Here is a 19,985-nt window from a genome sequence, read left to right as displayed (position 1 = left end):
CCCGTTACGCGTCCGCGCCCGGCGTGCTCAGGTCGCTCGCTTCGAGCAATTCGAGCAGCGTGCGCGCCGGCTGGCTGAGCCGCTTCGCGGCCAGCGCGATGAACTCGATGTCGGGCAGCACGGGCAGCGCGTCGCCGTTGACCAGCGGCGCGAGCCCGCGCGTCGACAGATAGTGCGACGTCGCGGTCAGGCCGAGCCCCGCGCGGGCGGCCGCGATGCAGCCCGGCTGGCTGCTGCTCGAACACACGACTTCCCAGCCGATCCCCTTCTCCGCGAGCGCATTCAGGACGATCGCGCGCGTCACGCTCGGCTCGGCGACCAGCACGAGCGGCAGCGGCCGCTCCGGATCGACGACGGTGCCGGGCCGCGCGACCCATTCGAGCCGCGTGCGCAAGAGCGGCGTGCCGCGCCGTTCGCCGAGCCGCCGCTTGCCGATCATCAGGTCGAGCGCGCCCGCGTCCAGCCCTTCGTAGAGCCGGCTCGTCATGCCGGTGGTGATCTCCAGCGCGACGTCCGGGTGCGCGGCGCGAAACCCGGCGAGCACGTCCGGCAACGCGACGAGCGCGAGGTCGTCCGGCGCGCCCAGCCGCACCCGCCCCTTGAGCCTCGGCTTGCGGAACTGCGATTCCGCGCGGTTCAGCGCCTGCAGGATCACGTTCGCGTGCACGAGCAGCGCCTCGCCGTCGGCCGTCATCGCGATCGAATGCGTGTCGCGCACGAACAGCCGCCGGCCGACGCTCTCCTCGAGACGACGGATGTGTTCGCTGACGCTCGACTGGTTGAGCCCGAGTTGCCGCCCTGCTTCGGTGAAGCTGCGGCAGTTCGTGACGGTCGCGAACGTGTTGAGCCAGACGGGATTGAGCATGGCGCATTGTCATCGGCAATGCCGATGACAGTCAACGACTTAAGGCAGCTTCCCGATGACCATCGGAATCGGTACCATCGTGCGCTTGGAGACCGGCACGCGCGGCGCAACCGCGTGAAGGCGCCACCCGCGCCGGCCTTTGCACCACCGATTTCGCCATGTCCCGGGAACCCACACACTCCGCGCTGCTCTGGATCGTCGCCGCTGCATTCTTCATGCAGTCGCTCGACACGACGATCGTCAACACAGCCCTGCCTTCGATCGCGCAAAGCCTGCATGCGTCGCCGCTCGCGATGCAGCCCGTCGTGGTCGTCTATACGCTGACGATGGCGATGCTCACGCCGGCGTCCGGCTGGCTTGCCGACCGGTTCGGCACACGCCGCGTGTTCTCGCTCGCGATCCTCGTATTCGTGCTGGCATCGATCGGCTGCGCGGCGTCGCATACGCTCGGCCAGCTCGTCGCCGCGCGCGCGCTGCAGGGCATCGGCGGCTCGATGCTGCTGCCGATCGGACGGCTCGCCGTGCTGCGCCGCGTGCCGGGCGAACAGTACGTCGCGGCGATCGCGTTCGTGTCGATCGCCGGCCAGCTCGGCCCGATCGTCGGGCCGACGCTCGGCGGCTGGCTCACGCAGGCGATTTCGTGGCACTGGGTGTTCATCGTCAACGTGCCGGTCGGCGTGGTCGGCTTCGTCGCCGTGCAGCGCTACCTGCCGCACGACCAGGCGCACCAGCCGCCGCCGTTCGACTTCGTCGGCTGTGCGCTGCTGTCGGTCGCGATGATCGCGCTGTCGCTCGCGATCGACCCGCCGCTGCCCACGCATCGCGCCGCATGGGCAGCCGGGCTCGCCGTGGTCGGGCTGGCGAGCGCGCTTGCTTACCTGCCGCACGCACGGCGCCGCGCGCAGCCGCTGTTCCGGCTCGGGCTGTTCCGCGAACCGAACTTCGGCTCGGGCCTGCTCGGCAACCTGCTGTGCCGGATCGGCACGAGCTCCGTGCCGTTCATGCTGCCGCTGCTGATGCAGGTGCAGCTCGGCTATACGCCGCTGCAGTCGGGGATGATGATGCTGCCGGCCGCGATCGCGGGCGTCATCGCAAAACGCTGGATCGCGCCGCTCGTGAAGCGTTTCGGCTATGCGGCGTTCCTGGTCGTGAATACGGGGATCGTCGGGTGCGCGATCGCGGGATTCGCGCTGGTGTCGGTGCGGCCCGCGCCGCTACTGGAAAGCGCGCTGCTGATCGTGTTCGGCACGGCGAACTCGATGCAGTTCGCGGCGATGAACGGCGTGACGTTGAAGGGGCTGTCGCATGCCGACGCCGGCAGCGGCAACAGCCTGTTCACGATGATGCAGATGCTGGCGATGGGGCTCGGGGTGTCGATCGGCGGCGGCCTCGTCAACCTGTTTTCCGCCTATTGGGGCTCGATGGCGCACGGGTTCATGCTGTCGTTCACGTGCATGGGCGTGGTAACGCTGCTGTCGTCCGTCGTGTTCCGGCGGATCGATACGGCCGCGCCGCCGGCGAGTGCGGCAGCGCGCCCGTCGGCCTGAGCGCGGCCGTCAGTTCGCCGGGCGGCGCTCGACGACACGCTTGAGCACCCAGCGGATCGACGAACCGTCGGCCGGCGGCTGCGCGACGCGGTACTCGTCGATTTCGAGCGTGTACAGGTAGCCCGGCTGGTACGCGAAGCCTTCGATACCGGCGTACCACAGGCTCCACGGCTCGTTCGGGGCGTTGCGCACCTGCAGGCACTCCATCGGCGCGACGCCCGTGCAGCGCGCGGATTGCGGCGCGACATACACGGTCCTGGTCACCGGCTTGCTGTCGGCCGGGCGCACCGCGTTCGCCGACGTGGCGACGGCGTCGGTCTGGCATCCGGCGAGGAGCGTGCTGCCGGCAATGACGGCCGCGCCGAGCAGCGTTCTGGATGGGCGAATCATCGGGTGTTCCTCTGGAAGCGTTGGAGGGCCGATTAGAGGCCCTCACGGCAAGAAAGTTCACAAATGCCTTACAGCAATCATGCCCCCTTCATGCCCGGCGAACCGCGCGGCATCGCGGAAACGGTGACGTGGCTGCGCTCGCCCGCCGCGCGCTTCGTCACGGGTCAGGCGATCGCTGTCGACGGCGGATTCACCGTGTGCCGATCGTGTACCATCGGCGCTTCCCGATAAGCCTGATCGCGTTGTGCTCGTCCGCCCTTTCACATGCGTACGATCCGCGCAGCGCACCCTGCTTCGCATGACCTCACCCGTTCCGTCCGACACCGCATTGCGCCCGCTTCCGATCGATGCGCTGACCGTGCCGGCCGCGCTCGACGGACGCTCGGGCACCAACCGCTCGAGCAGCGCGCATCCGCAGATTGCCGCGACCAACGACCTGGACGCGGTGCGCGCGTGGCTCGCCCGCTTCGTCGATACGCCGACCACGTTCCAGAACTACCGCAAGGAAGCCGAACGCCTGCTGCTGTGGGCCGTGATCGCTTGCGGCAAGCCGCTGTCGTCGCTCACGCACGAAGATCTGGTCGTCTACCGCCAGTTCCTGCTCGCCCCCGCGCCGGCCGAGCTGTGGTGTGCGAACGGCGGGCGCAAGCATCCGCGCGACGATCCGCGCTGGCGGCCGTTCTACGGGCCGCTGTCGGCGGCCAGCCAGCGGCAGGCGCTGGTGATCCTGAACGTGATGTTCTCGTGGCTCGTGCAGGCCGGCTATCTCGCCGGCAATCCGCTCGCGTTGTCGCGCCAGCGGCAGCGCCGGCCCGCGCCGCACGTCACGCGCCATCTCGGGCAGCCGCTGTGGCAATCGGTCAAGGATGCGATCGCCGCGATGCCGCGCGACGACGCGCGGGCGGGCTTCCATGCGGATCGTGCGCGCTGGCTGTTCACGCTGCTGTATCTCGGCGGCCTGCGCATCACCGAAGCGGCCGACACGACGATGGGCCAGTTCTTCTGCCGGCGCGATGCGGACGGGCGCGACCGCTGGTGGCTCGACGTGACGGGCAAAGGCGGCCGGCAGCGGCTCGTGCCGGCCACCGACGAGATGATGGCCGAACTGTCGCGCTACCGGCGTGCGCATGGCCTGCCCGCGTTGCCGTCCGACGGCGAGGCCACGCCGCTCGTGCTGCCGGTCGGCCACGCGCGCAAGCCGCTCACGCGCGCCGCGCTGCACCGGATCGTGAAACAGGTATTCCGGCACGCGGCCGACCGGTTGCGAGCGAACGGCGAAGCCGGAGAGCAGCAGGCGCGTGTGCTCGAACAGGCGTCCGCACACTGGCTGCGCCACAGCGCGGGCTCGCACATGGCCGATGGCCGCGTCGATCTGCGGCTCGTACGCGACAACCTCGGCCACGTGTCGCTCACGACGACGAGCCAGTACCTGCACGCGGACGACGACTGGCGGCATCGCGAGACTGAGGAGAAGCACCGGATCGGGTGGTAGGTGGCATCCGCCCCGTTCGGCGCGTCACACTCGATCAGTACACGCCCACCCAGTGCCCGGGCACCCATGCCCAGTGATTGCCGGCCCACCGGTAGTGCCCCCTCGCCCAGCGATAGCCCGGCGCTGGCATCGGCGGCGGCACCTCGACGACGGGCGCCGGCTGCGGCGGCCGCACGGGTTCGACCACGCATGCGGACATCAGCGCCGCACTGGCCGTCACCAGCATGGCGAGCGAAACGGATCGGATCTTCATCATCCTGCATTCTCCCTTTTGTGTAGTGGATGGATTCGTTGCCGACGCGGCAACGCCGCGCGTCATGCGGTTCCGCGAATCAGCCCGCTCATCGGCCGCGTCGCACCGCTTTGCGCAAACAGCGCGGACGCGGTACGGCGCGGATCGAGCCGCAGGCTCTCGGCGGCGGCGCCCGAAATCAGCGCGTCGAGCGATGCGGTCGGTTTCAGGTCGCGCCCTTCGTACAGGTCGCCCGGCCGCAAACCGGGCCAGTCGGCGATTACGCGACCGCCCGCGACCGCGCCGCCCGTGAGCATCGCGACGGATGCCTGCCCGTGATCGGTGCCGCCCGTGCCGTTCGCGGCCACCGTGCGGCCGAACTCGGTTGCGACCAGCACCGTGGTTTGCTGCCACGCGGGCCCGAGGCCGTCGCGCAACGCGGCGAGCATCGTGTCGAGCGCTTTCAGCTGATTCGCGAGCCGTGCGTTCTGCGCGCTGTGCGTGTCCCAGCCACCCGTCTCGATCATCGCGATGCGCGGGCCGTCGTCACGCGCGAGGAACGTCGCGGCGAGCTTGCCGACGCCCGCCGGATCCTGCCGCGCATGCGCATCGCCGGCGAGGCCGCGCGCGTCCATCGCCGACTGCCACAACGGGCCGAGCTGCGCGTCGGCCTCGTAGAGCGCCGACACGCGTGCGAGCAGGTCGTCCGGCGCGGCCGGCAAACCGGACGGCGCGTACGACGCGGCCTGCACGGTGCCGCGCAACGCGAGCGGCACGGTCGGCGCGAACGCAATCGCGCTTTCACGCGTGGCCGGCAGCAGCGCGGCGAGCCGGTTCAGCCAGCCGTCCTTCACCTGGTACGGCGCGCGGCCACCCGTCTCGAGCACGTTCTGCCCATCGAAATGCGAGCGGTCGCGATACGGCGACGCAATCGCATGAACGAACAGCGCCTGCCCGTCGCGGTACAACTGCGCGGTCTGCACGAGCGACGGATGCAGCGCGAACGTGCCGTCGAGCCGCGTCGCGGCCGCCGTGTCGATCGCGAGCGGGCCGCGCAGCGACGCATACGCGGGCTCGGCATACGGAACGACGATGTTCAGGCCGTCGGCCGCGCCGCGCTGGATCACGAACACGAAGCGCCGATCGGTCTCGACGTTCGCGAACACGATCCGTGGTGCGACGAGGATCGCGCCTGCGCCGGCGGCGGCCACGCTCAGGAATTGTCGGCGGGACAGTGCCATGGTCATCTCCGTTGGAAATCGGGTGAGACGAGCAACAGCGCGAGCGACGTGGTCGCGCTTTCGGCGCGCGACAGCGCGGTCGCCGTCGGCGCGCTCAACGAACCGGCGAGCAGCGTGTTGCCGAGCGTGCGCGGGTCGAGCCGGTCGCCCGTGCGCGCGGCCAGGCGCTGCGCGAACTCGACACGACGCACGAGCGCGTCGGGTGCGGCCCAGCTCGCGGCAATGTCGTCGTAACCGGCCGGCGAGCCGGGCCGCCACACCGGCTGGCCGAGTTGCGCGAGCAGCGGCGCGACCTTCAGGTCGCCCGTGTCGCGCCAGCCGAGCCCCCGCAGCGACGACACGGCCCACTCCCACGGTGTCTTGAACTTGCGGTTGACCGGCGACCACGCATCAGGCGCATCGACGAGCGCGCGATAGACGGTCGGCAGATCGCCGCCGCTCGCATCGAACGCGCGGGCCAGCCGGTCGGTCAGCGCGGGCGGCGGATTGTCGGCGACGAAATGGCGGGCCAGCTGGAACGCGATATGCCGGCCGGTTGCCTCCGAATGCGCGAGGTCGTGCAGGATCGCGCGCGCCTGCGCTTCGCCGGGCTGGTCGTAGCTGCGGCCCATCACGGTACGCACGCCGGGCTCGTGCAGTTTCGGGCGAAACACGAACGCGCCGGGCGCCGCATCGCCGGGCTGCGGGCCGCGCCCGCCGGCGATGCTCCAGCCGGTCAGCGCACGCGCGAATTCCGTCACGTCGGCCTGTGTGTATCCCGTGCGTACGCCGAGCGTGTGCAGTTCCATGATTTCTCGCGCGAGATTCTCGTTGAGCCCGCGTTTGGCCGACGGATTGCGGGCTTCGGCACGCAGCGCGGCCGGGCTGTCGGGGCCGACCGAGCGTGCCTGGTCGAGGAAAAGCTGCATCGCGGGATGCTGTTCGACGGCGACCAGCATGTCCTCGAAACGGCCGAGCACGTGCGGGCGGATCGCGTCGCGTTCGAGCGCGCCCGCATAGGCCGCCACCGGCCCCTTGTCGACCGACACCGCGAAATGGTTCGCCCAGAAATGCACGAGACGCTCGACGAACGGTGCGGGTGTATTCAGCGCACTGTTCATCCGCGCGACGACGGCGCTGCGATACGTGTCGTTGCCGTCGCGCCGGATCGACTGCTCGGTGGCGCGCTTCGTTGCCGGATCGTTGGCCGTCATCGCATTGCGCGCGTTCGCGAAGCGTGTCGCGAGCGCGACCGCGTCGGGCTCGCCGGCCCATGCGGCCGGCCGCGCGTCGTAACGGTCGAATTGCGCGACGAGCGCTGCCTTCGGGTCCGCTGGCGGCGCTTCGTCGGCGCGCGCGCCGAGACCGAAGCGGTTCAGCGCGATGGCGGCCGGTGTGATGTCGTTCGGGTGGTCCATGACAGGGCTCTCGCGATGCGTACCCGTGTTTAACGTGGGCCGGCGGGAAATCCGTCGCTGGGAACACGAATATTTCTGGTACGTCGCGCGGCTTTGAATGCGTGCGTGCTGCCGCTCGAATGCGCGTCGCGGATTCGGCTGACCAATGCCGCGAATCGGTGGGGTGCTCGGCGGCCGTATCGGAGTGCCGTGTCCCAGCGAAGAACGGGTCTGTTTCGAAATTCGGTCAGCGGGCTTTCACTTGACTGACCGACCTCGATCTCACGGGAAGGCTCGCCGGCCGCAGCAGCCCGGACGCTTGCCGTTCCCGGAAAGCCACCTAGACTCAATGAAAGGTATCGCCCCGTGTCACGGCGTTTTGCCGTCCGGACCCAGCGACCACTACGATGCCCACTCTTCCCGTCAGCTTGCGTGCGCGGTTTCGTTGCGTCGGCTCGATGCGTCCGCGCTCGCGCTGGCCCCATGCGTGGCTGCTTGCCGTCGCGCTGACGCTGCCCGGCTATCCGGCCCTTGCGCAGAACCCGCCCAGGGTCGTCGATATTCCGACGCGCGCCGGCGTGACTCAGCGGTTTCTCTTCATCGCACCCGACGCGCCGAAGGCCGCGGCCATTCTCTATGCCGGCGGACATGGCGGGCTGCAACTGGAACCGTCCGGACGGTTCGGATGGGGCGCGGGCAACTTTCTCGTCCGCACCCGGCAGTTGTTCGTGAAGGACGGCATCGCCGTCGCGGTCATCGATGCACCGAGCGACCGCCAATCCGCGCCCTACCTCGATGGCTTCCGACTGTCGAAGGAGCACGCCGACGACGCACGCGCCGTGATTGCGTGGTTGAAGGAGCAACTACATGTACCGGTCTGGCTGGTCGGGACGAGCCGCGGCACCCAGTCCGCCGCCGCCATCGCGGTTGCGCTGGCCGGCGCAGGCGGGCCCGACGGTCTCGTGCTGACGTCCACCATCCTCCGCGAAGAGCGAGGCGGTACCGCGGTCACGGACATGAACCTTGCCAGCATCACGATTCCGGTGCTCATCGTTCACCACCAGAATGACGGCTGCAAACATTGTCCGGTGTCCGAAACGGATACGCTGCTGAAGAAGCTGCAGCAGTCTCCGAAAGCCGAACTGATGATCGTGTCGGGCGGCACGTCCCGGGGCGATCCGTGCGAAGCCTTTGCGTATCACGGCTTCAATGGCCTGGAGAGCGGTGTGGTCGACGCGATCTCCGCGTGGATGCTTGCACGCTGAACGTGCGCGCCGCGCAGCGAAGTCGCGGTTGCCCCTCGCGATCCTTCGCCGAAGCTCAGCCTGCAAGCATCGCCGACCGGCCTTCCGCGTACGCGTTGCGCATCACCGACAAGGCGCACCGTCGCACGTTGCCCGCGCGGCGTTTGCTTACTTGCTCGCCGCGTCCCCCTGCTTCTTCTGCCACTTCGCCGGCAGCCGCCAGTTCCCGCTACGCCGCAACCCGTCGACGAACTTCGCGCGCTCGTCCGGCGTCAGCGTCGCCGCGAAATCGACGACGCGGCGCTCGACCTGCGCACGCAGCGCCGTATCGGCCGCACGCGTCCGATCGAGCGCCGCGTCGATCGCCGTGCGATCGAGTTGCGGCGCGGCCAGCAGGTCCAGCACGGTGATCCGGTCGTCGCGCCCTTCCCGCGCGAAATCGCGGCCGTCCTTGCGCGCCGCCTTCAGCGCCGCCACGAATTCCTGCTGGCGCGCGTCCGGCAATTCGTCCGCGGCGAAACGCAATGCGGTGCGCGACGCAGGTACGCCCGCCGCCCGCAGGTCGCGGTGCGTCGAAAACCACTGATACGCACCGCCGCCGATCGCGCCGAGCATGAATACGTTCAGCACGACCGAACCGACGAGGACGAATTTCCAGCCACGCTCACTCATTCATCACTCCAGTCCACGCTCGGCCCACCGAACGTCGTAGTCAGATAGCCCGGCTCATGCGCAGGCGGCACGCTGCCGAGCATCAGCATCGACACGGCCACCGCGCCCGCGAGCGCACCGGCCAGGCCCACGCCCGCGAATGCCGCGCCCGACCACCACACGGTGCCCCGCCGCCGCGCGCGCCGCGGGGCGGGCGCCGTCGCGACGATGCGCTCGACGAGCGCCGGCGCGGGCGGTGCGACCGTATCGTTGGCGAGCCACGCATCCAGTTCGGCGGCATCGTCCAGCGCCGCCAATGCGTCGCCCGGATGCGCACGCGCCCATGCCTCGGCGGCCGCGCGCTCGCCGACCGGCCAGCGCCGCGCATCCGAGCCGTACGCGGCGACGATGGTGCGAAATCGTTCGGGTGTCATCGGATGTCCTCGCTAGGTGAGTCGCCCGCCAGTTGCGCGCGCAAGTTTCGCCGCGCACGTGCAAGCAGGCTTTCCAGCGCGTCGACGGTAATGCCCATCAGGTTGGCCGCCTCCACGTTCGACATTTCCTGATAGTACTGGAGCACGAGCGCTTCGCGCTGCCGCGCCGGCAACGCCGCGAGCGCCTGCCGCACGCGCGCGTCGCGCGAGCGGGTCTCCGCACGGGTGGCCGGCTCCGGTTGCGGATCGGGCACGTCGGGCAACACGTCGACCGGTTCCTCGCGGCGGCCGCGCAAGCGGTCGTAGCACAGATTCAGCACGACGCGATGCAGCCACGTGTCGAACCGTGCCTCGCCCTCGCGCCAGCCCGGCGCCTGTTTCCAGATCCGCAAGAACGTCTCCTGTGCGACGTCCTCGGCTTCCGTGCGGTCGCCGAGCATGCGCGTCGCGAGTGCGAGCAGTCGCGGCAGCTTGCGCGCGACGAGCATCCGCACGGCCGACGCGTCGCGCGTGCCGACCCGTGCGACCAGGGCCGCGTCCGGATCGCCGTCGCTCAACGCGGGGCGCTCCAGCGCATCGCGCGTCTGTGCCGCGGCGCGATCGCTGATGCGCCCGTCGGCAGACTGAAGCTCATCGTCGTGCTCTCCTTGCATGCGCCGCGCCATCACCCGGCCCCGCCACACTGGCGGTCGGGGATCGCCGCGCGCATCGCGCTCGGCCTCGGCAAGGTCCGTTTCATCGGCATCCGTTTCAGGCTGCATGGCGATCGGGTCGATCGGGTGCCGGCCGCCCGTTTGCGCGAGCGGCGGCCGGCGTGCTCAATATACGACGACCGGCGCGGGCCGGTAATAGGCCGGACGCGCCGGCACCACGACACAGCCGGCCAGCACGACAGCTGCGGCCGCGAGTATCACCACGGTTCGAAAAGGCATGGCTGCGCCTCATGACGTTGCGGGAAAGCGCCGCCGCGCCGGCATCGCGTGCCGTGCGGCGGCATGCGCATCAGGCCCAGTGCCCCGGCACCCAGCGCCAGGCCGGCCCGCGCGCGGCCCAATGGCCGGGCACCCAGTGGTAGCCGACGCGCACCACCTGCCAGTGGCCGGGAATCCAGACGTAGCGGCCCTGCCGCCAGTGCCAGTGTCCCTGATCCCAGACGTAGCCCGCGCGCGGCGCCGGCAGCACTTCGACGCGCGGCGGCGGCGGCGCGTAAGGCGCGACGATGACGGCCTGCGCGAAGGCCGCGGACGCAGCCAGTGCGGCCACGCATGCCAGGGCGAATCGCAATGAATTGGAAAGCTTCATGTAAGACTCCGAAGTAGCGGGTATCGACCGGAAGCGGCCGTTCATGCGTTAAACGGCGCGGGCGAACGGAATCCGTCGCGGTGTCTGCAAATAAATTTCGGCCGAACCTGACGCCCGTCGGCGCTGGTCGGATGCCGCGATCCACGCGTTCGTGGCCTGAGCCAACGCTTATGCGGAGTTGCCTTGCTGTCACAACCCGGCAAAACTGCCCTTCGACAATGTCTCGCACCGGGATCCCGCTCGTTTCCGGCTCTCGCACTGGTCACGCTCGCGCACGGCCAGGCGGTTCCACATCTCGCGTCTCCACCCACGAAAACACCGACCATGTCGAACCAGGACAACTCCCCGATCCAGCCGAACGAGCCGGCCGCGTCCGTCTCGCGTCGCGGCTTCCTGAAACTCGCCGGCGTATCCGGCCTCGCCACCGCCGCCGGTGGCCTCGCGGCAGCCAGGGCCGCCGCGTCGAACCCGGACGGCACGCCCGAACAGGTCCACCTGACGTGGGGCAACGATCCGGCCTCGGAAGTCGTGATCTCGTGGGCCTCGCTCGCGTCGGCCGTCAATCCGCGCGCGCGCATCGTCGCCGACGGCGAGCCGGCACGCACCGTGCACGGCGTCCAGCGCCTGTACACCGATGGCCTGAACGGCGAAACGGTATTCGCGTACCACGCACGCGTGCATGGGCTGAAGCCGAATACGCGCTACCGCTACGAGATCACGGCCGACAACGACAGCAACGCCGCGCAGCCGTTCTCCGCGAATTTCTCGACCGCGCCGCGCGGCCGCGCACCGTTCCGCTTCACGAGCTACGGCGATCTCGCGACGCCGAATGGCGCGTGGGTGCTGTCGTCGCCGCAGAGCCGCTTCGCGGTGCAGGCGGTCGAGCAGTTCCAGCCGCTGTTCCACCTGCTGAACGGCGACCTCTGCTACGCGAACCTGAACCCCGCGCACCAGCCCGAGGTATGGCGCGATTTCGGCAACAACAACCAGACGTCGGCCGCCAACCGTCCGTGGATGCCGTGCCCGGGCAATCACGAGATCGAGTTCAACAACGGCCCGCAGGGGCTCGACTCGTATCTCGCACGCTATACGCTGCCGGAGAACGGCACGCGCTTTCAGGGCCGCTGGTACAGCTTCCGCGTGAGCTCGGTGCTGTTCGTCTCGCTCGACGCCGACGATGTCGTGTACCAGGACGCCGCCGCGTTCGTCGGCGGCCCCGCACCGCTCGTGCCGGCCGCGAGCACGGGCCACCCGCCGATCGAACCCGGCACGTCGTTCTACGTGCGCGGCTACAGCAACGGCGAGCAGACGCGCTGGCTCGAACACACGCTGCGTCACGCCGCGCACGACGACGACATCGACTGGATCGTCGTGCAGATGCACCAGGACGCGCTCAGTTCGTCGAAGACGGGCAACGGTTCCGACAAGGGCATCCGCGAAGCGTGGCTGCCGCTGTTCGACCGCTACGGCGTCGACCTCGTGCTGTGCGGCCACGATCACGACTACGAGCGCAGCTACCCGGTGCGCGGCTGCAATCACCGCGCGGGTGTCGATGCGACGACCGGCGAAGTCGTCGAGACGCTGCAGCCGCGTCCGGTCGGCTCGAACGACCCGGACCGCACGAAGTTCGACACGAGTCACGGCACGATCCACCTGATCCTCGGCGGCGGCGGCACCAGCGCGCCGCTCGACGTGTACGGCGAGAACCCCGCGACCGGCTTTGCGCGGGCGAAGGTGTTCACGAAGCCGAACCGGCCGGTGCCCGGCACGGCGCCGAATACGTTCGTGCGCGCGCCGGCCGATGCGCTCGAGGATGCGATCTGGTCCGCGCGCCGCGATACGGGCACCGGTTACGGGATCGCGGTGTTCGACCACGACCCGGGCAAGCCGGGCGGTCACACGACGATCACGATGCGCTACTACCACGCGCCGGGCGCCGACCAGCACCCGACCGCCGACTACGAGCTGTTCGAGACGATCGAGCTGAGCAAGAAGCGCAACGAACGGTGATCGGGCAGGCGCCCGTTGCGGCGGGCGCCTGACGTAGTGCCGTTGCGGGACGGCGCGCGATGCCACGCGTTAGACTGCGCGCCTCGCCCGCCGGCCCATGAAGATGAGTTTCGAATACCGCATCCACACGACGCCGTCGACCGACGCATTCGATGCCATCGCGAATGCGTTGCGGCAAGCACACGACGACATCGATATCGATCCAGACCGGCGACAGCTTGAAGTCCGTGACGACACTGGCGGCTGGCCGCTGATCACCCTGTCGGCCGACGAAGACGGTTTCTTCCTGGTCACGACGCTCGGGCCGACGCGGCACGCGATGCTCGACTCGATCGGCAACGCGTTGTCGGCAATCGGCGCGGGTTGGCGCATCGACGACGCGTGACCGGTTGCCGCGTGACGCCCATACTCCCGGATCGGCCGCAAGCGCCGGGCCGATCACCGCCAACGCGGCGACCCGGTCTTCGTCACCCCGTTAAACTACGCGATTTCGTCGGCAGTGGCCGTCCCGCATGGCGAATGCGCGCGTGGCTCATGCTGGCAGACCCGAATCACCAGAAATCGAATTTGAATGTTGAAACAGGCAGGAAGCATGAAGCGCAAGAATAAGGCAACGCTCGCCGGGCTCGGCGCGGTGTTGTTGTGGGCCTCCGTGGTCGCCCTCGTTCGTGGCGTGAGCGAACGCCTCGGCGCGACCGGCGGCGCCGCGATGATCTATACGGTCGCATCCACGCTTCTGCTGTTCACGATCGGCTTCCCCGATCTCGGCAAATTCCCCAAAAAGTATCTGCTCTGGGGCGGGCTGCTGTTCGTCGCGTACGAGCTGTGCCTGTCGCTGTCGATCGGCTATGCCAGCAACGGCCGACAGGCGATCGAAGTCGCGATGGTCAACTATCTGTGGCCGAGCTTCACGCTGGTCGCGGCGATCGTGTTCAACAAGCAGCGCGCCAACCTGCTGGTCGTGCCCGGCGTCCTGTTGTCGATGCTCGGGATCTGCCGGGTGCTCGGCGGAGACCGGGGCCTCGACCCGGCCGGCATGCTGCACAACGTCGCGGACAATCCGCTGAGCTACGGCCTCGCATTCGTCGGCGCACTGATCTGGGCCGGCTATTGCACGGTGACGGCGCGCCTCGCCGACGGCAAGAACGGCGTCACGCCGTTCTTCATGCTGGTGGCGCTGGCGCTCTGGATCAAGTTCGCGATCGAAGGCGGCGGCGGCATGACGTTCAGCCTGCATGCGTTCATCTACGTCGTGCTCGCGGCATCGGCGCTGGGGTTCGGCTATGCGGCCTGGAACACCGGCATCATGCACGGCAACGTGACGGTGATCGTCGGCGCGTCGTACTTCACCCCGGTGCTCACCGCCCTGCTCGCCGCGACGCTGCTGCATGCGCCGCTGTCGATCGAATTCTGGCAAGGCGCATCGATGGTTTGCGGTGGATCGATCCTGTGCTGGCTCGCGACGCGCAGCCGGCGCCGTGAACGAGCCGCGCCCGTCCGGGTCGGCAACGAAGCGCAGGGCAACTGCCAGGGCTGACGACGCCGGGCGCGTTCGTCGCGCAGCAACTCGAACACCCCGGCGGTCCTGCAAACCGCCCGTCACTCGCGCTAGCGCTAACGCGACTCCAGTGCGATACGCACGGCCAGCCCGGCCAGCACCGTGCCCATCAACCAGCGCTGGGCCGACGCCCAGACCGGCCGCCCCGCCAGAAAGCCCGCGATGCCGCCTGCCATGCAGGCAATCAGCGCATTCACGCTGACGCTCACCGCGATCTGCACGCAGCCGAGCGCCAGCGATTGCGCGAGCACGCTGCCGTGCCCCGGCGAAATGAACTGCGGCAGCAGCGACAGATACATCACCGCGATCTTCGGATTCGCGAGGTTCGTGACGAAGCCCATCGTGAACAGCCTGGCACGGCTGTCGTGCGGCAACTGCCTGACCTGGAACGCCGAGCGGCCGCCCGGCTTCAGCGCCTGCCACGCCAGGTACGCCAGATAAAGCGCACCGGCAAAGCGCAACGCATCGTACGCAAACGGCACGGCCATCACCAGCGCGGTGATGCCCAGCGCCGCGCACACCATGTAGAACACGAACCCCAGCGCGACGCCGCCGAGCGACACCAGCCCGGCACGGCGGCCCTGGCAGATCGAACGCGACACCAGGTAGATCATGTTCGGCCCGGGTGTCAGCACCATGCCGAGCGACACGAGTCCGAAAGCAAGCAAAGTGGGCAAGGCCGGCACGGCGATCTCCTTCGGGACGAAGCGGTCAGGGGCGAGTTCGAACAATGTATTGCATCTCGATGCTTATCGGCATGAATAAACTTCAAGTCGCCCATGAGCGCTGTTCATCGCTGAAGCGGCTCGTTACCGGGCCTTTGTCGCGCGCGTGTTCACCGCCTTCGCCCCCTTCGCGCGTTGCGCGTCGACGAGCCGCACGAACGCGTCCGTGACCGCGTTGCCGGCCGTATTCCACGACAACCGCACCGAGCGATGCAGCCTCGGCGACAACTCCAGCACGCGGCCGCCGAACGGCGTGTACGTGAGCGTGATGCGCGGCACGATCGACACGCCCATGCCGGCTTCCGCCATCGACAGGATGGTGCGCATCTCGACCACGTTGAACGCGGCACGCAGCGGTGCGCCGCTGCGCGCGAAGTAATCCGCGATCACCGGCCCGCACCCTGCCTTCGAGAAGATGAACGGCGCCGCGGACAACTGCTTCGCCGACACGCGCTTGCGGCCGGCGAACATGCCGTCCGCCGCCACCGCGACGAAATCCTCGTCGAGCAGCGGCAGATTGTGTGCGAACGTCTTCGTGCCGGCCACCACGCCGATATCGGCCGTACCGTCGTCGATCCACCCTTCGACTTCGCTGTCCGTGCCTTCGAGCAGCACCGCCGACACGCCCTGGTGCATTTCCTTCAACGCCTCGAGCGCGGGCACGACGAACGCCAGCGACACGCTCGGCAACGACGCGACCACCAGCTTCCCTTCCAGCTTGCCGCGCGACAGGCTGAACTGCTGGCGCAGCAGCTGCGCTTCCCGCACCACGTTCTGGATGGACGGCCACAGGCGTTCGCCCGCCGCCGTCAGGACGACCGGCTGCCGGTCGCGCCACAGCAGCTTGACCTCCGTGAGCTCTTCCAGCTCGGTCAATGCATGACTGATCGCGGATTGACTGCGGCTCAACCGGTCGGCCGCAGCCGTGAGCGAGCCGAGTTCGACCACGGCCGCCAGGGCCTGCAACTGGGCAAGCGTCATCGACACCTCCTTGCTCAACGATATGAATCCGGCACATGAGACGACAAACTGTCATGAATTATATTGAACAGCGAAAATGATCATGTCGATGCGCCGCATGACGCGCCACGGCCAGTGCCGAATGTCCTTCGCAACGCTCAGGTAAGATGCACCGTCGAACCGCCTGTCGATTGCCTGCGACTCCTGCCGCACCATGGCGCGGCGCCAAGCGATCGACGTCCGGTTCAAGCCGATCCAGAACAAATGCGTGCAAGACACACGCGACCGCCACGTGCGCCATCGACAGCGCTCGCTGCCGGATATGCCGCGACATGCCATTTCATGATGCATTTCAATCTGACTGAAGGGGTGCTGGTCTCCAGCCTGCAGGGGCTCAGCGCGTTCGATCTGGCCGGCATCGCCATCGCGCTGCTGCTGGGCGGCATGGCCAAGGGGATCACCGGCATCGGCGTGCCGCTGATCGCGATGCCGATACTCAGCCAGTTCCTGCCGATCCGGCATGCGGTGCTGCTGCTGTCGATGCCGATCATCCTCGGCAACATTCCGCAGGCGCTGGAAGGCGGCCAGTTGCTGGCGACGGCACGCAAGATCGCCGCGCCGATCGCGGGCACCGTGATCGGCAATATCGTCGGCGTGGCGATCCTGCTGTCGCTCAATCCGGGGCACGCGCAGGCGGCATCCGGCGCGCTGCTGATCGTCGCCGCGGCGCTGATGCTCGCCGCGCCGAAACTCAGCCTGCCGGACGCCTGGCAGAAGCCCGTCGGCTTCGCACTCGGCTTCGGTGCGGCGCTGATGGAAAGCATCGCGTCGGTTCCCGGCCCGCTGCTCGCCACCTACCTGATCTCGTCCGGCGCGACCGGGCGCGTCTTCACGAAGCAGATCGCGATCATCCTCGTGGTATCGATCGTCACGCTGATCACGACGTTCAGCGGCGCCGCGCACGCGAGCGGCGCCGACCTCGCGATCTCGGCAGCGGCGAGCCTGCCGGCCATTGCCGGCATGTGGCTCGTCCGCCCGCTGCGGGACAAGATGTCGCCCCGCCTCTTCAGGATGGTCGTGCTGCTGTTCGTGCTCGTCGCGGCATCGCAGATGATCTGGAAATCGGGTGTGTTCCGGCATGGCGGATCGCACGTGACCCGGATGAACAACGCGCACGCGGGCAATAACCAGGAGATGGCGCAAAGCCATCGATCGCGCATGCGTTCTGAAAGCTGCGAAGCGTAGTATTCGCGGACCCGGCGTATCGCTCCGCCCGACGGGCCGAACGATACGTCACCGACGTTGCTGCTCGCTCGCTGATGCCCGCATCGGCGCTGCCACGCTTTCAGAGGCATGACATGGAAACCTACGTACTGCTCGGCTGCGGATTAGGCCTCGGCCTGTTGATCGCCGTCTGGGGCATCTCGCAACTCAAGTAACGCTTGCACGCCCCGTCCACGCGCAAGCCATCCGTAGGGTGACGGACGGGAAAATGTAGTTCGCATCCGCATTCGTCACCCGACTACTTCGCAGTCCGATTCAGCGACCAGACAGCGTCAGCTACCCGAGTCCGTTTCCACTCGAAAGCAAACGTGAACGCGCGGCCTCGAAGCGCGTGCACTCGGCCTTGAGCCAAGTCGAAAACGCCTCGGTTCGCGGATCGTCGGGATGGCGAGACAACAGCATGTAGCGCGCCGGCGCACGCACGTGCCTGCCGAAGACATCCACGAGCCGCCCGCTCGCAATCTCGTCATGCACGAGCGCGGCACGCCCCATCGCGACACCCTGATGGTTCAGCGCGGCCGTGATCGCCAGGCTGGAGAAGTTGAACTGCGGGCCGTCAAGGTGCGCCGTCCACGCCGGACGGACTTCCTCCAGCCATGTGCGCCACTCCACGAACTCGGGCGCGCCGCCCCACGGCGCGGCGTCGTGCAGCAGGACGACGCCGTCGAGCGATTCACCGCGGGCAAAAGCAGGATGCTGCGCCAGATACGCCGGCGTGGCGACCGGGAACAGGATCTCGTCGAGGACGGCCTCGGCATGCAGCCGATCGTATTGCACCGGGTCGTAGCGCACGGCCACATCGATGTCGTCGGCCTCCATGGCCTGACGATCCAGCACCTGAAACTCGGCTTTCACGCGAACCGGCACGTCCGGCTGTTGCCGGTGAAATTCGGACAGGCGCGGCATCAACCACTGCAGCGCGAGCGACGGCAGGCAGCTGACCTGCAGCGGCGCATCCGGCATGCCGAGCGCCTGAAGCGTGCGATTGATGTCGACGAACGCGCTCGACATCGTCCCGAGCAGGATCCCGCCCTTCTCGGTCAGCTTCAGCCCGCGCGCCTGGCGCACGAACAGCGGATAGCCGAGCCGGTCCTCCAGGTTCCTGATCTGCTGGCTCACTGCGCTTTGCGTCAGGTTGAACGCCTGTGCCGTCTTCGTGAAGCTCAGCAACCGGCCGGCCGTTTCAAAGCAGAGCAAAGCACCCAGGATCGAACCATCGAGTCGCATAGATATCAGTCAGGCTAATGGATTCATTAGAAATCGGCGCTTTCGCGCCGGCTTCCCGGATCGTAGCATTTCGGCCATGCCTCTCGTTTATCCAGCGCAGGACCGATCCATGACCATCACGCTCCAACCCGCCGATCTATTAGCCAGACTGCAATCCCGTCACCCCCTGCTGTGGTTGAACCATCATGCCGGCAGCCCGTTGCCGCACGACGCGCCGGGGCTCGGCGCCATTGCGATGGCCGAAGCGCGGCTGGCGCGCTGCGAACCGCTGATGGCCGAACTGTTTCCCGAACTCGCGGCGAGCGCGGGAAAAATCGAGTCGCCGCTGATGCCGGCAGACACGCTGCAGCGCATGCTGTCGCTCCCGGCAGACGCACACGGCGCGTGGTTCATCAAGCGCGACGACGCGTTGCCGATCGCCGGTTCGATCAAGGCGCGCGGCGGCTTTCATGAAGTGCTCGCGCTCGCGGAGTCGATCGCGATCGAGCACGCGTTGCTCGACCCCGCGGGCGACCGGCAGATCCTGGCATCGGCCGCCGCTCGAGAACTGTTTGCCGCGCACACCGTCATCGTCGGCAGCACCGGCAATCTCGGCCTGAGCATCGGCGTGATGGCCGCCGCGCTGGGGTTCGAATCGGTCGTGCACATGTCGACCGACGCGAAGCCATGGAAGAAGGCGCGCCTGAGAAAGCGCGGCGTTCGCGTGATCGAGCATGACGGCGACTATGCGCAAGCCGTCGCGGCCGGACGCGCGCAGGCACGCGATCAGCCGCGCAGCCACTTCGTCGACGACGAAGGCTCGCTGATGCTGTTCCTGGGCTACGCGGCCGGCGCCCGCCATCTCGCCGCGCAGCTCGCCGAGGCGGGTCGCCGCGTGGACGCGACGCATCCGCTCTTCGTTCATGTCCCGTGTGGGGTGGGCGGCGCACCGGGCGGCATCGCGTATGGCCTCAAGGCGCTGTTCGGCGAGCACGTGCATTGCTTCTTCGCCGAGCCCGTCGCGTCGCCGTGCATGCTCGTCCAACTGGCCGCCGGCCCCGGGAAGCCCGTGTCCGTCTACGACGTGGGGCTCGACAACCGGACCGAGGCCGACGGCCTCGCCGTCGCACAGGCATCGCACCTCGTCGGTCCGCTGATGGCGTCGCTGCTGTCGGGTGTGTTCACCGTCAGCGACGCGCAGCTCTACGCCCAGTTGCTCGCGGTTCAGCGCGCGACCGGCGTGGAACTCGAACCGTCGGCCGCCGCTGCCGTCAGCGGCCCCGGGTGGCTGACGGCGTCCCCGGCCGGCCGCGACTACGTGCATCGCCACGCGATCGACCTGCGCCGGTCGACGCAAGTCATCTGGGCGACCGGCGGCTCGCTCGTGCCGCCGGAAGAGCACCGACGCTTCCAGTCGCGTGCGAAAGCGCTCGCCGGTGCCGCAGCCAACACGTGACGCATCGGGGCA

Annotated in this window: 21 protein-coding genes; 9 read left to right on the top strand and 12 right to left on the bottom strand. The window is 68.5% G+C overall.

The annotated features are described in order from the left end of the window. Positions 1 to 4: 4 nt before the first annotated feature. Complete coding sequence (locus C5O79_RS23750) at positions 5 to 865, bottom strand: LysR family transcriptional regulator (protein ID WP_039350907.1); 861 nt, start codon at positions 863 to 865, stop codon at positions 5 to 7. Between the two features lie 158 nt (positions 866 to 1,023). Between C5O79_RS23750 and C5O79_RS23745 the strand changes: the two genes are divergently transcribed. Continuing rightward, positions 1,024 to 2,412, top strand: a complete 1,389-nt coding sequence (locus C5O79_RS23745; RefSeq protein ID WP_131931802.1) for a DHA2 family efflux MFS transporter permease subunit — start codon at positions 1,024 to 1,026, stop codon at positions 2,410 to 2,412. A 9-nt stretch (positions 2,413 to 2,421) separates the two neighbouring features. On the opposite strand, the gene C5O79_RS23740 is transcribed toward C5O79_RS23745, so the two are convergent. Further along, entirely contained in the window at positions 2,422 to 2,802 is a 381-nt protein-coding gene (locus C5O79_RS23740) for a DUF4377 domain-containing protein (protein ID WP_039350912.1), read from the bottom strand. Between the two features lie 63 nt (positions 2,803 to 2,865). Here C5O79_RS23740 and C5O79_RS38625 point away from each other — a divergent pair, with 63 nt between their 5' ends. Beyond that, positions 2,866 to 3,033: an SDR family oxidoreductase gene (locus C5O79_RS38625; RefSeq protein WP_081421048.1), complete on the top strand. Its 168-nt coding sequence runs from the start codon at positions 2,866 to 2,868 to the stop codon at positions 3,031 to 3,033. 67 nt (positions 3,034 to 3,100) lie between these two features. Beyond that, positions 3,101 to 4,294, top strand: a complete 1,194-nt coding sequence (locus tag C5O79_RS23730) for a tyrosine-type recombinase/integrase (RefSeq protein ID WP_131931800.1) — start codon at positions 3,101 to 3,103, stop codon at positions 4,292 to 4,294. Positions 4,295 to 4,328: 34 nt separating this feature from the next. Here C5O79_RS23730 and C5O79_RS23725 read toward each other — a convergent pair whose 3' ends face one another. From C5O79_RS23725 to C5O79_RS23715, 3 genes are all read right to left on the bottom strand, one after another. Further along, positions 4,329 to 4,547 carry a YXWGXW repeat-containing protein gene (locus C5O79_RS23725; RefSeq protein ID WP_039351253.1) on the bottom strand — a complete coding sequence of 73 codons (219 nt, stop codon included), beginning with the start codon at positions 4,545 to 4,547 and terminating at the stop codon, positions 4,329 to 4,331. Positions 4,548 to 4,609: 62 nt separating this feature from the next. Then, the gene (locus C5O79_RS23720; protein WP_174242147.1) at positions 4,610 to 5,773 is read right to left on the bottom strand and encodes a DUF1501 domain-containing protein; all 1,164 of its coding nucleotides are present in this window, start codon (positions 5,771 to 5,773) and stop codon (positions 4,610 to 4,612) included. Then, on the bottom strand, positions 5,770 to 7,164 hold the full coding sequence (locus C5O79_RS23715) for a DUF1800 domain-containing protein (protein ID WP_122476010.1): 1,395 nt from the start codon (positions 7,162 to 7,164) through the stop codon (positions 5,770 to 5,772). The genes C5O79_RS23720 and C5O79_RS23715 overlap by 4 nt, the downstream gene beginning before the upstream one ends. A gap of 386 nt (positions 7,165 to 7,550) precedes the next feature. Between C5O79_RS23715 and C5O79_RS23710 the strand changes: the two genes are divergently transcribed. After that, positions 7,551 to 8,408, top strand: coding sequence for an alpha/beta hydrolase (locus C5O79_RS23710; RefSeq protein ID WP_236862330.1), 858 nt, complete (start codon positions 7,551 to 7,553; stop codon positions 8,406 to 8,408). 147 nt (positions 8,409 to 8,555) lie between these two features. Here C5O79_RS23710 and C5O79_RS23705 read toward each other — a convergent pair whose 3' ends face one another. The 4 genes from C5O79_RS23705 to C5O79_RS23690 all read right to left on the bottom strand — a co-directional run bounded on the left by C5O79_RS23705 (position 8,556) and on the right by C5O79_RS23690 (position 10,774). Beyond that, a complete protein-coding gene (locus tag C5O79_RS23705; RefSeq protein ID WP_046547969.1) occupies positions 8,556 to 9,059 on the bottom strand; it encodes a periplasmic heavy metal sensor in 504 nt (167 codons plus the stop codon). Beyond that, entirely contained in the window at positions 9,056 to 9,472 is a 417-nt protein-coding gene (locus C5O79_RS23700; RefSeq protein ID WP_047849863.1) for a hypothetical protein, read from the bottom strand. Before C5O79_RS23700 ends, C5O79_RS23705 begins: the two co-directional genes overlap by 4 nt. Continuing rightward, a complete protein-coding gene (locus C5O79_RS23695) occupies positions 9,469 to 10,233 on the bottom strand; it encodes an RNA polymerase sigma factor (RefSeq protein WP_122476015.1) in 765 nt (254 codons plus the stop codon). The genes C5O79_RS23700 and C5O79_RS23695 overlap by 4 nt, the downstream gene beginning before the upstream one ends. 241 nt (positions 10,234 to 10,474) lie before the next feature. Beyond that, positions 10,475 to 10,774, bottom strand: coding sequence for a YXWGXW repeat-containing protein (locus C5O79_RS23690; RefSeq protein ID WP_047849862.1), 300 nt, complete (start codon positions 10,772 to 10,774; stop codon positions 10,475 to 10,477). A 324-nt stretch (positions 10,775 to 11,098) separates the two neighbouring features. Between C5O79_RS23690 and C5O79_RS23685 the strand changes: the two genes are divergently transcribed. From C5O79_RS23685 to yddG, 3 genes are all read left to right on the top strand, one after another. Next, the gene (locus tag C5O79_RS23685; protein WP_047849861.1) at positions 11,099 to 12,784 is read left to right on the top strand and encodes a metallophosphoesterase family protein; all 1,686 of its coding nucleotides are present in this window, start codon (positions 11,099 to 11,101) and stop codon (positions 12,782 to 12,784) included. A gap of 97 nt (positions 12,785 to 12,881) precedes the next feature. Continuing rightward, positions 12,882 to 13,169, top strand: a complete 288-nt coding sequence (locus C5O79_RS23680) for a hypothetical protein (protein ID WP_122476018.1) — start codon at positions 12,882 to 12,884, stop codon at positions 13,167 to 13,169. 207 nt (positions 13,170 to 13,376) lie between these two features. Beyond that, positions 13,377 to 14,321, top strand: a complete 945-nt coding sequence (gene yddG / locus C5O79_RS23675; protein ID WP_163009027.1) for an aromatic amino acid DMT transporter YddG — start codon at positions 13,377 to 13,379, stop codon at positions 14,319 to 14,321. A gap of 77 nt (positions 14,322 to 14,398) precedes the next feature. On the opposite strand, the gene C5O79_RS23670 is transcribed toward yddG, so the two are convergent. Together C5O79_RS23670 and C5O79_RS23665 are read right to left on the bottom strand one after the other, a co-directional pair. Further along, positions 14,399 to 15,028, bottom strand: a complete 630-nt coding sequence (locus C5O79_RS23670; protein ID WP_046548551.1) for a LysE family translocator — start codon at positions 15,026 to 15,028, stop codon at positions 14,399 to 14,401. Between the two features lie 123 nt (positions 15,029 to 15,151). Next, positions 15,152 to 16,048, bottom strand: a complete 897-nt coding sequence (locus tag C5O79_RS23665; protein WP_122477451.1) for a LysR family transcriptional regulator — start codon at positions 16,046 to 16,048, stop codon at positions 15,152 to 15,154. Positions 16,049 to 16,369: 321 nt separating this feature from the next. On the opposite strand from C5O79_RS23665, the gene C5O79_RS23660 reads away from it, so the two are divergent. Next, the gene (locus tag C5O79_RS23660) at positions 16,370 to 17,272 is read left to right on the top strand and encodes a sulfite exporter TauE/SafE family protein (RefSeq protein WP_122476024.1); all 903 of its coding nucleotides are present in this window, start codon (positions 16,370 to 16,372) and stop codon (positions 17,270 to 17,272) included. Positions 17,273 to 17,587: 315 nt separating this feature from the next. Here the strand turns inward: C5O79_RS23660 and C5O79_RS23655 are convergent, their stop codons facing one another. Next, a complete protein-coding gene (locus tag C5O79_RS23655; protein ID WP_163009058.1) occupies positions 17,588 to 18,544 on the bottom strand; it encodes a LysR substrate-binding domain-containing protein in 957 nt (318 codons plus the stop codon). 103 nt (positions 18,545 to 18,647) lie between these two features. On the opposite strand from C5O79_RS23655, the gene C5O79_RS23650 reads away from it, so the two are divergent. After that, complete coding sequence (locus C5O79_RS23650) at positions 18,648 to 19,973, top strand: D-serine ammonia-lyase (RefSeq protein ID WP_122476029.1); 1,326 nt, start codon at positions 18,648 to 18,650, stop codon at positions 19,971 to 19,973. The last annotated feature ends 12 nt before the right edge of the window (positions 19,974 to 19,985 follow it).

It is taken from the genome of Burkholderia sp. SRS-25, from assembly GCF_004343765.1.
Classification (GTDB): Bacteria; Pseudomonadota; Gammaproteobacteria; order Burkholderiales; family Burkholderiaceae; genus Burkholderia; species Burkholderia contaminans.
Note: the sequence above shows the minus strand (reverse complement) of the source record. Positions and strands in the feature narration are given on the sequence as shown.

Bases quoted from the DNA above. Each gene is read 5' to 3' on its own strand.
- C5O79_RS23710 (WP_236862330.1), top strand. From the start codon at position 7,551: ATGCCCACTCTTCCCGTCAGCTTGCGTGCGCGGTTTCGTTGCGTCGGC.
- C5O79_RS23690 (WP_047849862.1), bottom strand. From the start codon at position 10,774: ATGAAGCTTTCCAATTCATTGCGATTCGCCCTGGCATGCGTGGCCGCA.
- C5O79_RS23680 (WP_122476018.1), top strand. From the start codon at position 12,882: ATGAAGATGAGTTTCGAATACCGCATCCACACGACGCCGTCGACCGAC.
- C5O79_RS23695 (WP_122476015.1), bottom strand. From the start codon at position 10,233: ATGCAGCCTGAAACGGATGCCGATGAAACGGACCTTGCCGAGGCCGAG.
- C5O79_RS23665 (WP_122477451.1), bottom strand. From the start codon at position 16,048: ATGACGCTTGCCCAGTTGCAGGCCCTGGCGGCCGTGGTCGAACTCGGC.
- C5O79_RS23745 (WP_131931802.1), top strand. From the start codon at position 1,024: ATGTCCCGGGAACCCACACACTCCGCGCTGCTCTGGATCGTCGCCGCT.
- C5O79_RS23685 (WP_047849861.1), top strand. From the start codon at position 11,099: ATGTCGAACCAGGACAACTCCCCGATCCAGCCGAACGAGCCGGCCGCG.
- C5O79_RS23700 (WP_047849863.1), bottom strand. From the start codon at position 9,472: ATGACACCCGAACGATTTCGCACCATCGTCGCCGCGTACGGCTCGGAT.
- C5O79_RS23720 (WP_174242147.1), bottom strand. From the start codon at position 5,773: ATGACCATGGCACTGTCCCGCCGACAATTCCTGAGCGTGGCCGCCGCC.
- C5O79_RS23715 (WP_122476010.1), bottom strand. From the start codon at position 7,164: ATGGACCACCCGAACGACATCACACCGGCCGCCATCGCGCTGAACCGC.
- C5O79_RS23730 (WP_131931800.1), top strand. From the start codon at position 3,101: ATGACCTCACCCGTTCCGTCCGACACCGCATTGCGCCCGCTTCCGATC.
- C5O79_RS23750 (WP_039350907.1), bottom strand. From the start codon at position 865: ATGCTCAATCCCGTCTGGCTCAACACGTTCGCGACCGTCACGAACTGC.
- C5O79_RS38625 (WP_081421048.1), top strand. From the start codon at position 2,866: ATGCCTTACAGCAATCATGCCCCCTTCATGCCCGGCGAACCGCGCGGC.
- C5O79_RS23650 (WP_122476029.1), top strand. From the start codon at position 18,648: ATGACCATCACGCTCCAACCCGCCGATCTATTAGCCAGACTGCAATCC.
- C5O79_RS23725 (WP_039351253.1), bottom strand. From the start codon at position 4,547: ATGAAGATCCGATCCGTTTCGCTCGCCATGCTGGTGACGGCCAGTGCG.
- C5O79_RS23705 (WP_046547969.1), bottom strand. From the start codon at position 9,059: ATGAGTGAGCGTGGCTGGAAATTCGTCCTCGTCGGTTCGGTCGTGCTG.
- C5O79_RS23740 (WP_039350912.1), bottom strand. From the start codon at position 2,802: ATGATTCGCCCATCCAGAACGCTGCTCGGCGCGGCCGTCATTGCCGGC.
- yddG (WP_163009027.1), top strand. From the start codon at position 13,377: ATGAAGCGCAAGAATAAGGCAACGCTCGCCGGGCTCGGCGCGGTGTTG.
- C5O79_RS23660 (WP_122476024.1), top strand. From the start codon at position 16,370: ATGATGCATTTCAATCTGACTGAAGGGGTGCTGGTCTCCAGCCTGCAG.